The sequence below is a fragment of the Kitasatospora sp. CM 4170 genome (assembly GCF_032110285.1).
GTDB lineage: Bacteria > Actinomycetota > Actinomycetes > Streptomycetales > Streptomycetaceae > Kitasatospora > Kitasatospora aburaviensis.
On record NZ_CP134877.1, the window covers coordinates 88,892 to 100,987 of the forward strand.

Annotated in this window: 8 protein-coding genes; 4 read left to right on the forward strand and 4 right to left on the reverse strand. The window is 72.6% G+C overall.

Going from position 1 to position 12,096, the window contains the following annotated elements; genetic code table 11:
* Positions 1-19 precede the first annotated feature (19 nt).
* A complete protein-coding gene (locus tag RMN57_RS00375; protein ID WP_313761300.1) occupies positions 20-2,176 on the forward strand; it encodes an FAD-dependent oxidoreductase in 2,157 nt (718 codons plus the stop codon).
* Positions 2,173-4,005, forward strand: coding sequence for a thiamine pyrophosphate-binding protein (locus RMN57_RS00380; protein WP_313761301.1), 1,833 nt, complete (start codon positions 2,173-2,175; stop codon positions 4,003-4,005). Before RMN57_RS00375 ends, RMN57_RS00380 begins: the two co-directional genes overlap by 4 nt.
* A gap of 67 nt (positions 4,006-4,072) precedes the next feature.
* Here the strand turns inward: RMN57_RS00380 and RMN57_RS00385 are convergent, their stop codons facing one another.
* On the reverse strand, positions 4,073-7,408 hold the full coding sequence (locus RMN57_RS00385; RefSeq protein WP_313761302.1) for a cytochrome P450: 3,336 nt from the start codon (positions 7,406-7,408) through the stop codon (positions 4,073-4,075).
* Positions 7,409-7,666: 258 nt separating this feature from the next.
* On the opposite strand from RMN57_RS00385, the gene RMN57_RS00390 reads away from it, so the two are divergent.
* On the forward strand, positions 7,667-8,488 hold the full coding sequence (locus tag RMN57_RS00390; protein WP_313761303.1) for a LuxR C-terminal-related transcriptional regulator: 822 nt from the start codon (positions 7,667-7,669) through the stop codon (positions 8,486-8,488).
* A 77-nt stretch (positions 8,489-8,565) separates the two neighbouring features.
* Positions 8,566-9,078 carry a DUF6584 family protein gene (locus RMN57_RS00395; protein WP_313761304.1) on the forward strand — a complete coding sequence of 171 codons (513 nt, stop codon included), beginning with the start codon at positions 8,566-8,568 and terminating at the stop codon, positions 9,076-9,078.
* Between the two features lie 111 nt (positions 9,079-9,189).
* Here the strand turns inward: RMN57_RS00395 and RMN57_RS00400 are convergent, their stop codons facing one another.
* From RMN57_RS00400 to RMN57_RS00410, 3 genes are all read right to left on the reverse strand, one after another.
* Positions 9,190-9,702, reverse strand: coding sequence for a hypothetical protein (locus tag RMN57_RS00400; RefSeq protein ID WP_313761305.1), 513 nt, complete (start codon positions 9,700-9,702; stop codon positions 9,190-9,192).
* Between the two features lie 127 nt (positions 9,703-9,829).
* On the reverse strand, positions 9,830-10,300 hold the full coding sequence (locus RMN57_RS00405; RefSeq protein WP_313761306.1) for a MarR family transcriptional regulator: 471 nt from the start codon (positions 10,298-10,300) through the stop codon (positions 9,830-9,832).
* Between the two features lie 16 nt (positions 10,301-10,316).
* Entirely contained in the window at positions 10,317-12,062 is a 1,746-nt protein-coding gene (locus tag RMN57_RS00410; RefSeq protein ID WP_313767676.1) for an MFS transporter, read from the reverse strand.
* Between the last annotated feature and the right edge of the window lie 34 nt (positions 12,063-12,096).

The window sequence follows — 12,096 nt, forward strand, 5'->3', positions numbered from 1 at the left end:
CACGCCGCGAGGAGACACCATGGACAACCCCGTCATCGCGGGCACGGCCGACGACCGCGCCCGCTGGCAGACCTGCCAACAGCTGGCGCGCGAGCTGCTGCTCGTCGGTCCGGACGACAAGGACCGGAAGCTGCGTTACCTCGACGTCCTGATCAAGGACGGCATCCCGGAGACGGACGAGCCCAAGGACGTGCTGATCGTCGGCGCGGGCATCGCGGGCCTGGTCGCCGGGAAGCTGCTCAAGGACGCCGGACACAAGGTCACCATCCTGGAGGCCAACGCCAGCCGGGTGGGCGGGCGGATCAAGACCTTCCGCGCCAACGACCTCGACGCCGACACGCCGTTCTACGACCCGGAGCAGTACGCGGAGGCCGGGGCGATGCGGCTGCCCAGCTTCCACCCGCTCACGCTGGCCCTGGTCGACAGCCTCGGCCTGCGCCGGCAGCTGTTCTTCAACGTCGACGTCGACCCGGACACCGGCAACCAGAACGCGCCCGTCCCGCCGGTGGTCTACGAGTCCTTCGAGCCCGGCAAGGTGTGGAAGTACGGCGCCGACAGCCCGGACTTCCGCGAGCCGGTCAAGCGCTTCAACTCCTGGATCCGCACCAACCGGCTCCAGGCCCGCCGCAAGGAGTACGCCGCCGACCCGAGCTGCATCAACGAGGGCTTCCACCTCACCGGCGACGAGGTGCGGATCACCGCCGCCGACATGGTCAACCAGGCACTGGAGCCGGTCCGCGACTACTACTCCGTGATCAAGGACGGCAAGCGGGTGAACAAGCCGTTCGCCGAGTGGCTGGACGGCTGGGCCCGGGTGATCCGCGACTTCGACGGGTACTCGATGGGCCGCTTCCTGCGCGAGTACGCGGGCTTCAGCGACGAGGCCATCGAGGCGATCGGCACCATCGAGAACATGACCTCGCGGCTGCACCTGGCCTTCTTCCACACCTTCCTGGGCCGCAGCGACATCGACCCGAAGGCCACCTACTGGGAGATCGAGGGCGGCAGCTGGAAGCTGCCCGACGTGCTCGCCGCGGAGCTCCGGGAGGAGCTGCGGATGGGCGAGCGGATGATCCGGATGGAGTACTGGGACCCGCGCCGGGACGGCGGAGGGGCCCGCAACGTCGGCCCGATCGGGCCGCAGGTCGCCGTCCAGACCGTCCCCGAGGACGATCCGGAGGCCGAACCCACCGTCTGGAAGGGCGACTTCGCGATCATCACGGTCCCGTTCTCCGCCCTGCGGTTCGTCCAGGTGACGCCCCCGTTCTCCTACAAGAAGCGCCGGGCGATCATCGAGACCCACTACGACCAGGCCACCAAGGTGCTGCTGGAGTTCTCCCGCCGCTGGTGGGAGTTCACCGAGGCGGACTGGAAGGTCGAACTCGACTCCATCGCACCCGGCCTGTACGAGTACTACCAGCGGGCCGGCGAGGACGACGCCGAGGCGGCCGTGGCCGCCGCCCACAACGGCCACCGGCCCCCGCGCAACCTGCCGGACATGCTGCTCGGCGCGCACACGAGCGTCGACGAGCGCCGCATCAGCCAGGCCCAGCGGGACGTCTACCAGAACACCCCGCTCCTGCGAGCGAGCGTGCGCCCCGCCACCAACTGCTTCGGCGGCGGCTCGACCACCGACAACCCCAACCGCTTCATGTACTACCCCTCGCACCCGGTGCCCGACGGCGAGGGCGGCGGGGTCGTCCTGGCCAGCTACAGCTGGTCGGACGACGCGGTGCGCTGGGACTCCATGGAGGACGCCGAGCGGTACGTCTACGCGCTGCGCAACCTCCAGTCGGTGCACGGCCGGCGGATCGAGGTGTTCTACACCGGCTACGGGAAGACCCAGAGCTGGCTGCGCGACCCGTACGCCTTCGGTGAGGCGGCGGTGTACACCCCGCACCAGATGACCAGCTTCCACCTCGACGTGGTCAAGCCGGAGGGCCCGGTGTACTTCGCCGGCGAGCACGTCTCGCTCAAGCACGCGTGGATCGAGGGCGCGGTGGAGACCGCCGTCCGGGCGGCCATCGCCGTGCACGAGGCGCCCCCGCCGCTGCCCGCCGCGGAACCGGAGGTCCGGCCCGAGGTTCAGGTCCGCCGGGAGAGCCGCCGGGAGAGCCGGCAGGAGAGCCGGCAGGAGAGCCGGCAGGAGAGCCGGCCTGAGGAGCTGAGCCGATGAGCGGCAACGCCGAATGGACGGTGGCCCGTTACCTGGCCACCAGGCTTGAGCAGCTGGGCATCCGGCACCTCTTCGGGGTGCCGGGCGACTTCCTCGGCCCGTTCCTGACGATCATGCACGAGACCACCGGGGTGCGCTGGGTCGGCACCCCGACCGAGATGGGCGGCGGCTACGCCGCGGACGGCTACGCCCGGGTGCGGGCCGCCGACGCCGACCCGGGCAAGGGCGAACACGGCGTCGGCGCCGTCGCGGTGACCTACGGGGTGGGCGCGTTCAGCCTGCTCAACACCATCGGCGGCGCGTACGTCGAGGACGTGCCGCTGATCGCGATCAACGCGGCGCCCTCGTACGAGCAGTGGCTCAACCAGCAGGCCGTCGGCCTGCTCACCTCGCACATGAGCCCGCGCCGGGAGAGCAACCTCGACGTCTACCGCCAGGTCACGGTGGACGCCCAGGTGCTCTCCAACCCGGGGCTCGCGCCCTCGCAGATCGACAGCGCGATCACCGCGTGCCTGACCGAGCGCAAGCCCGTCTACCTGGAGGTGATGGAGGACCTCTGGCACGCGCCGTGCGCGGCTCCGCAGGGTGAACTCCGCGCTCACGAGCGGCCGTTCACCGAGCGGAACAAGCAGATGCTGGACAAGGCGGTCGCCGCGGCGGTGGAGCTGATCAGGCGGCTCGGCACACCGATCGTCTGGGCCGGCGAGGAGCTCGTCCGCCAGCGGCTGGAGGACGAGCTGCTGGACTTCGTCCAGCTCACCCGGATGCAGTTCTGCACCACGGTCGGCGCGAAGTCCGTGGTCTCCGAACGGCACCCGCTGTTCGCCGGCGTCTACAACGGCAAGGCGAGCCTGCCGCAGATCCGGCAGACCTTCCAGAACGCCGGGTGCCGGATCGGTCTGGGCACCTGGTCCACGTCCAAGAACCTCGGCGGCGAGCAGTCGATCGGCGACGACTGGATCGTGGCAGCCCGGGGCGGCGTGAGCGTCGGTGCCAAGTACTTCCCCGAGGTGCAACTCGGCCGGTTCATCCCGGCCCTGCGCGAAGGGCTTGGCACACAGACCTTCCCGGGCGACCACTTCGCGCTGGCCCACGCGGCGGGCCTGGACGTCCCGGCCAGCACGGCCGACTTCCTGGACTCGCTGAGCTCCGACGAGTATCCGGCCGAGCTGACGTACGACAGCTTCTTCGCGCACGTCAACCACTTCCTGGAGCACCGGGCCACCGGCGGGGACCCGGAGGCCCCCTCGCCGTTCACGGTGGTCTCGGACGCGGCGTTCGCGCTGCTCGGCTCGATGAACCTGCGGATCACCGAACGGGCCGGGTTCCTCGCCCAGAACAGCTGGCTGTCCATCGGCTACTCGGTCGGCGCGGCCACCGGCGTGGCGCTGGGCCGGCAGCAGCCGATGAAGCGGCCGATGGTGTTCGTCGGGGACGGCTCGTTCCAGGAGATCTGCCAGGAGCTGTCCACCCAGGTGCGCCACCACCTGCGGCCGGTGGTCTTCGTCCTGGACAACGAGGGCTTCTACGGCATCGAACAGATGCTGGTCAGCCCCTGCTACTACAAGGAGAAGCCGTCCAACGGGGCCGACTTCTACAACGTGCTGCACCCGTGGCGGTACGAGAAGCTGGCCGAGGTGTTCGGGACGGACAAGGACCGGATGCACGGCTTCGAGCTCACCACGCACGCCGAGCTCGACGCGCTGCTGACGGACATCGCCGATGCCGGCAACGACATCAACCACGCGCCGATCCTGGCCCGCGTCCGGCTCAGCCGGCACGACTACCCGAAGGCGCTCCAGTACAAGATCGACGAGAAGTGCCCGTAGCCCTTCACGAACGCGCCGGCCCCCGTCCCCGACGGGGGCCGGTGCGCTGCACGGCCCTGTGCGCGCGTCAGCCGGCGTAGACGTCCTCGACGTAGCGGCCCTCGACCATCAGGCCCTGAAGCCAGGCCCGGGCGTCCGCCTCGCCCGCACCCGGCGTACGGTCGCGGTAGAGGGTCTCCAGGGCCGCACGGACACCGGGCGCCATCCGGGCGCCGTCGCCGCAGACGTAGACCTCGGCGCCGGCCTCCAGCAGGGACCACACCTCGTCCGCCTCCGCCGCGATCCGGTCCTGGACGAAGCGCCTCCCCCGGACGGGGGCCTCACTGAAGGCCGGGCGCAGGGAGACCGCCCCGGCCCGCTCGGCCTCGCGCAGCTCCTCGGCGTGCAGGTAGTCCGCATCCGGCGCGTCACAGCCGAAGTAGCACAGCGCGGTGGCCAGTCGGGCACCGGCGGCGAGCAGGGCGCGCCGGTCGGCGACGGCGCCGCGGAAGGGGGCCAGGCCGGTGCCGGCGGCGACCATGATGACCGGGGTGGTGGCGCTGTGGTCGATCCGGAAGGCCTCGCGGCAGGGCTGGAGCCGGGCGAGCACGGTGTCCCCGGGGCGCAGGCCGCCGAGGTAGCCGGAGCCGGTGCCCCGGTAGGTGCCGCGGCCCGAGCGGGCGGGCGCCTGGAGGAGGGAGACCATCAGGTCGACGTGGCGCGGGTCGGCGGCCGGCGAGGAGGAGACGGAGTAGTGCCGGGGGCGGCGGACGGGGAGCAGGTCGAGGAGGACGGGCCAGGTCAGGACCCCGCTCTGGAGCGCGGGGTGGTCCTCGACCAGGTCGAGGAGGGTGCGCGGATCGGCCGGTGCGTCCGCGCCCGCCGACCGCGCGTCGGCGAGGGCGCGCAGGGCGGCCTGCTCGGGCGGGCAGGGGTTGCGGGCGGCCAGCGCGGCGAGCTGGGCTGCGGTCGGCCGGTCCTGCAGCTCGACGTGGTGGGTGAGCAGTTCCCGGACGGTGAGCGGCCGGTCCACGGCGAGGCCGTCCCGGCGCTGCCGGGTCGGGGTGATGCTCAGCACCGCGTCGAGGTCGAGGCGCAGCACCTTGGCCGCGCGTTCGACCAGCTCCTGGTCGTTGGCCGGCAGGACGACCAGGTGGTCGCCGGTGCGGTAGGCGGTGCCGTCGGGCAGGGCGAGGCGGAGGTGACGCTTGACCCGCGGGTAGTCCGGGCGGCTTAGGTGACCGGTCGCGGTGACGGTCATCGCGGTCAGGTCGTGGCGCGCGGCCAGCGCGTCGAGAGCGGTGCCGCCGAGCTCGGTGACGGTGTAGCCGGGGGTGCCGTGGGCGGTCCCGGCCGCGTTCCCGGCCGCGGGCGCGGGCGTTGCTCCGGTGTCCGGGTCGCCGTGGTGGTGCAGCAGCGCGGTTCGGAGCGCTGCCGTGAAGGCGTCGACGGCGCCGGTGAGCTCGCCGGAGGCGTCGGCCTCGGCGCGCGGCAGGAGCCGGGTGGCGCCGAGGGCGGCGAGGCGGTCGTCGACGAGGGTGGGGATGCGCTGGTAGGTGGCCGTCCAGTTGCGGTCGCCGACGCCGAGGACGGCGTAGCGGACGCCGTCGGCGCTGCCGGGCTCGACCTGCTCCAGCCAGCGGACGAACGCGGCCGCGTCGTCGGTGGGTTGACCGTTGTAGGAGGCGGTGGCGATGACCACGGGGCGGTCGCTCGGCAGCCTGCCGGTGTAGGCGTCGAGCGGGGCGACGGTGGTGTCGCAGCCGAGTTCGGCGGCGGCGTCGGCGAGCCGGGCCGCGAACTCTCGGCAGGTGCCGTAGTTGGAGCCGTGCAGGAGCAGCACGCCGGTGCCCGGGCGGACGCGGGTGGGCCCCGCGGGCTCGGCCGAGCCCTGCCGTCCGCCGTCGGTGCGGTGGGCGCCGTGGGTGCCGTTCTCCTGCTCGCCGTCCGTGCCGCGCGCCGGTGCTCCGGCGCGGGGCGCCGATCCTCCGGCGCGCAGTGCGGCGCGGTTCGCGGCGCGGTCCTCCGGGGTGCGCGGGACGACGGTGAGGGTGAAGGCGTTCGGCTTGATGGTCAGGCTCTGCTTCACCGTCAGCCGGTAGTCGGCGTGGTCGACCAGCCGGTAGCGGTGGGCCAGCATCGCGAGCAGCATGGTCGCCTCGTGGAGCGCGAACTGCCTTCCGATGCAAGCGCGTTCGCCGGTGCCGAAGGGCTTGAACGCGTGCGGGGAGCGGGCCGCCTCGGCGGCCGGGGCGAAGCGGAACGGGTCGAAGGCCTCCGGGTTGTCGCCCCAGGCCGTGCGGTCCCGGTGCAGGATCGGGACGACCACGCGCACGTCCTGGCCGGCCCGCAACCGGATCCGGCCGCCGAGCAGGGTGTCCTCCCGGGCCTCGCGCGAGAAGGTGGGGGCGGTCGGCCAGAGGCGCAGCGCCTCGTTGAGGACCTGGCGGGTCAGCCGCAGGCGGCCGATGTCCTCGAAGGTGGGCTCCGGGTCCGTCCGGTCGCCCCACAGCTCGTCCGCCTCCTGCTGGACCAGGCGGAGCACGGCGGGGTGCTTGGCCAGGTAGTACAGGGCGAAGGACAGCGCGCCGGAGGTGGTCTCGTGGCCGGCGATCAAGAAGGTGATGACCTGGTTGCGGATGTTCTCCACGTCCAGCGTGGTGCCGTCGGCCGGGTGGACGGCCTCCAGCATGAGCGCCAGCAGGTCGGTGTGCTCGGGCTGCGCTCTGCCGGCGGTCCGGGCCGTGACGACCTCGTCGACGACAGCGGCGAGGTAGTCGGCGTCCGCGCGCATCGCCGCGTCGACGGCGCGGTGGTCGCCTCCGGGCGCCCGGCCGAGGCGGATCATCGCCCACTCCAGGCAGCGCACCATCGCCTCCACGAAGGGGTGCGGCTCGGCACGTTCGAAGGAGGTGAAGTCGAAGCCGAAGCCGGCCAGGCCGATGGTGTCCAGGGTCATCCGGGTCATGTCGTCCGCCACGGCCACCGGCGTGCCCTCGTCGGCGTGGCGGTCCCAGGAGTCGAGGAGCCTCCGGGCGACCTTGAGCATCACCGGGTGGTAGGTCCGCATCGAGCCGAGGGCGAAGGCGGGCATCAGGACGTCGTGCGCCTTGGCCCAGTTGGCCTCGTCGTTGTAGGCGGTGAACAGGCCGTCGCCGGTGAACTCGCGCACGTTGACCAGGGCCGGGCCGACCGCCTTGGTGAACCGCTGCTCGTCGGCGAGCTCGGTGACCAGGTCGAGTCCGCTGACGAACAGCGTGTCGCGGCCGTGGATGCGCTGGACGAAGGCCGGCCCGTTCCGCCGGGCCAGCTCCATCTGCTGCAGCAGGGGTACGGCGCCCAGGCCGGTCTCGGAGACGTCGATCACGGGGACGCCATCGACTTCGCCGCTCGGCATCGGCAGGTCGGACGGGGTCTCGGCCATGGGTGTACTGCCCTTCGCAATGGAATCTGCATGGTTACCGCCGGTACGGGCGGCTGTCTTGAACCTTCCGCGCACGACCGGTCGGGAATCCGAAGGGTGCTACAACTTCTTGTAGGGGAATCGGGGTATCGAGGATTGCCAAGGCCGGACCGTTCCGGTACGCGGGGCCGCGGCCGGGACCCTTCTGACAACGGACCAGGCGGGCCACGGCGCACCCGGGGCGCCGGCCGGCGGACGAACAGGCGGGAGCACGAGGCCATGCACCACCCCGGACAGCCCTCCGAGCAGGAGCGCTGCCCCCTCTCGCGGCCGGTGCCCGGGCCGGGCAGCCCGCCCGACCCGCCGTCAGTTACTCCTGAGGTCCCGACACCTGTTGCACCGCCGGCGGCGCCTGCCTCGTCGCCGGCCTCGTCATCGGCCGTCCAGCTCGACGGGAAGGCCGTCTTCTGGCGCAACCGGGCCGCGCTGCTGTTCGACCGGATCCCGCTTCCGCTCGCCTTCTGCGACGCGCACGGCACCATCCTCGCCGCCAACCACGCCCTCGCCACGGAATGGGACACGCTCCCCGGCCGCCTCGCCCGGCGCAACGCGCTGGAGCTGTTCCGTCCGACCACCGCGGGCCGCCTCCACCCGCTCGCCGAGGCCGTCCGGCTGCGCCGCCGCTCGCGCTACCCGGTGGAGGTCTCCTGGACGACGGCCAACGGCACCGACCGGGTCGGCGAGATGACCGTCAACGTCGTCAGCGACGAGCCGGACGCCTCGCTGAACCTCCTGTTGATCGTCCGCCCCCACGACCGGCCCGACACCACGCCCGCCCCTCCCCCGGCCGGCCCCGCCCGGGCCAGCGCCCTGGAGGCCCGCATCCTCGCCCTGGCCGCCGCCGGCAACACGAGCGCCCGGATCGCCGGCGAGGTCGGCCTGACCGCTGACGGCGTCAACTACCACCTCACCCGCCTCTCCCGCCGCTGGGGCGCCACCAACCGCACCGCCCTGATCGCCCGCGCCTACGTCAACGGCACCCTCGCCCCCGACACCTGGCCCCCGGCCCCGGCCGGCCCCCGTGCCACGGACGACCGGTGAGATGAGGGTCGGTCGCCCCGGCCGCCGCGGTCGGTCAAGCCTTTGACCAGGAGTTCTTCGTCCGCAACCATGCTCCGGTGACTGTTGAGAGCACCCTTGCGAGGGTTGAAGCGGACCTTCGAGCCGGCCGGATACCTGTCGCCAGGCAACGCCTGCGCGGGCTGGTGACCTCGTACCCGGCCGACCTGACGGTCAGGCGCCGGCTCGCCGAGGTCTACCGGTTGTACGGCGAGCGGGTCGAGGCAGGCCGGTGGGCCTACCTCGACGAGGATCGGGATCCGGCCGAGATCGCGGCCTTCGAAGCCCGTCACACCGATCCGCTCGACCGGATGGCGGCCATCGCCTGGCGGGGCCCCGAGGCGTCAGCGTCGACGGAGGCCGCCCGCGCCCGGCTGGCCGGGCTCCGCGAGACGGCCTCCGCTCACGCGGGCCGCCCGATCCGCTGGGGCGACGAACGCTCCCACGCCGAGCACACCGACCAGGACGACCCGGCTTGGATTCTGCTCTGCGCCGGTCTCGCCCTCGCCGTCCTGGTACTCGTGGGCTTCGCCGTACTCGGTCTCGTCACCTTCGTGGGCTGGTGGCTCTGACCGGGGCGCCGCCGTCGTCCAGGACCGCCGTAGCACCCCGACGAACCGCCCGAGGGCTGCCGGATCGTGATGCGCGGCCGACACCCCGCGTGCTGCTGAGCCGGGCGGGGGTCAGGAGTTCTTCTTGGCGAACCGTTTGGCGAGGGCCGGGTCCGACTCCCACCAGAGGCTATTGCCGCCGCCGTCCTCCGCCGCGCCGTCGGCGGTGGCCTCGGCCGGGGCCGGTGCAGCGGTCCGCGGCGCCGGGTCGCCCTCGGCGCGGACGCGGAACAGCACGCCGGGCAGCGCGTAGAGCACCGCGCCGAGCAGCAGGATCGTCGCCACGACGAAGAGCGGCGGGACGGCGATGCCGGCCAGGACCGGGAGGACGAGGGCCACCCCGAGTCCGGTCCCGCGCGAGGTGACCAGGGCCTCCCCGCCGTCGGCGACCTCCACGGTCACCGTGTTGGAGCGGGTGCGGTCCTTTGCGGTGACCTGCACGGTGTGAGTACCGGCCGGCACCGGGAAGTGCGCGGCCTCCCCCTGTCCGACCGAGCCGGCTCTCGCGCCGTCCACGACCACGCCCATGGTCCCCGCGCGGCCGAGGCCCGGCAGTTCCGCCCGCACCACGATGGTTCCTGCCATCGTCGTCCCCCCCGTCGTCCTGATGATCACGCCCGAAGCCGCGCCAGGATAGGGGGTTGCGCCCCGTCGCGCCATCACTGTTCGGACACGTCCGCGGCCGGGGCGGAGCGGCGCGACATCCGGACCGTCAGCCGCCGTCCGGGGGCTCCTCGGCGAGGAGTTCGAGGACCGGGAGCGCCGCGAGCAGGGTGGCCGTCTGCTCGGCGGACAGCCGGGCCATCCGGTCGGCGAGCAGCTGGGAACGCTTCGCGCGGATCTGGGCGATGGTGGTGCGGCCGTGCTCGGTGAGCGTGATCCACGCGGAGCGACGGTCGCGGGGGTCGGGCTCCTTGGCGATCAGCCCGTCCGCGTGCAGCGGGCCGAGGGTGCGGTTCATGGACGGCGGGGCGACGCCCTCGCGCGCCGCGAGGTCCACCAGACGGACCGGGCCGTGCTCCTCGATCCGGGCCAGCGCCGAGAGCTGGGCGAAGGTCAGGTCCAGCCGGGTGGAAGCCTGCACCAGCTGCCGGTGCAGGCGGGCCACGGCCAGCCGGAGCCGGGCGAGATCCTCGGCGGGCAGGGGGCGGTCCGCCCCGGTCGGGGTGGGTTCCGTCGCCATCGGGCGGTGGTCCTCCTCAGCTGCCCGGGTTGGCCCGGGACGCCCGCGCCGCGGCACCCGGCGCGGCCTTCACCGTACCGTCGTCCGGCGCCGGCGCGGCGGCCTCCGGACGGCTCCGCACCAGGGACGCCGCCGCGCCCAGCAGCGAGAGCACGATGGCGAACCAGAACACCACCACCAGACCGTCGTGGAACGGGCCGGAGATGAGCTGGGGGAAGAACTCCCGGCCCGTCAGCGTCTGCGCGTTCGCCGAGGGCAGTCCGCCGAGGACGTCCGGGCCGAGCAGCTCGCGGACCGGGTTGTAGCCCAGGAAGGCGGCGAACAACGTGCCGACCGGCGGCAGTCCCGCGACGGTCTGCGCGGTGTCGGCGGGGACGCCCTGCGCGGTCAGCCCGCTCTCCAGCCCGTGCGGGAGCGAGCCGGCCAGCCCGGCCACCATCAGCGAGAAGAAGATGCCGATCGACAGCACCATGCCGGCGTTCTGGAAGGTGGCGCGCATGCCCGACGCCGCGCCGCGGGCGTCGGCCGGGACGGCCGACATGATCAGCGAGGTGTTGGGCGCGGCGAACAGCCCGCCGCCCAGGCCGTTCAGCAGGATCAGCAGGGCGAACCACGGGTACCCGAAGTCGGTGGGCAGCAGGAGCAGACCGCCGAAGGAGACGGCCATCAGCGCGAGTCCGCCCGCGGCGAAGAGCCGGGCGCCGTACTTGTCGGAGAGGTGGCCGGCGACCGGCCCGGCGATCAGGAAGCCGACGGTCAGCGGGATCATGTAGATGCCGGCCCAGAGCGGGGTGTCCTCGTACTGGTAGCCGTGCAGCGGCAGCCAGATGCCCTGGAGCCAGATGATCAGCATGAACTGCAGGCCGCCGCGGGCCACCGACCCGAACAGGGTGGCCGCGTTGCCGCCGGTGAAGGAGGCGTCGCGGAACAGCCGCAGCGGGAACATCGGCTCGGGGGTGCGCCGCTCGACGAGGCAGAACAGGGCGAGGACGGCGCTGCCGCCGATGAGTCCGGCCAGCACCCACGGGTTGGTCCAGCCCATGGTGTGGCCGCCGTAGGGCTGGATGCCGTAGGTGATCCCGGCGAGCAGGGAGGTCAGGCCGACGGCGAAGGTCAGGTTGCCCCACCAGTCGATCCGGGCCGGCCGGCGCACTCCGGTGTCACGCAGGGACCGGTAGGCCCAGACGGTGCCGGCCACACCGATCGGCACATTGACCCAGAAGATCGAGTGCCAGTTCCACTCGGCGAGCACACCGCCGAGCACCAACCCGATGAACGAGCCGGCGATGGCGGCGACGATGTTCACCCCGAGCGCCATCCCGCGCTGCCGGGCGGGGAAGGCGTCGGTGATGATCGCCGCGGAGGTGGCCATCAGCATCGACCCGCCCACCGCCTGGGCCACCCGCCAGAGGATGAGCCAGAGCGCGCCGCCCCCGCCCGACATCGGGTCCAGGGAGAGCGCGACCGAGGTGAGGGTGAAGACCAGGAAGCCGAGGTTGTAGATCCTGACCCGGCCGTGGATGTCCCCCAGTCGCCCGAGGGTGACCACCAGGACGGCGGTGACCAGCATGTACCCCATCAGCATCCAGAGCAGGTAGCTGACGTTGCCGGGCTCCAGCGGGTTGAGCCCGATGCCGTTGAAGATCGCGGGCAGCGAGATCAGCACGATCGAGCTGTTGATCGTGGCCACCAGCATGCCCAGGGTGGTGTTCGACAAGGCCACCCACTTGTAGTGCGGCTGGTCCTGCACCGCGACCTGCATGGCGACTCCCACGACCGGAGGATAGAAGTAATTA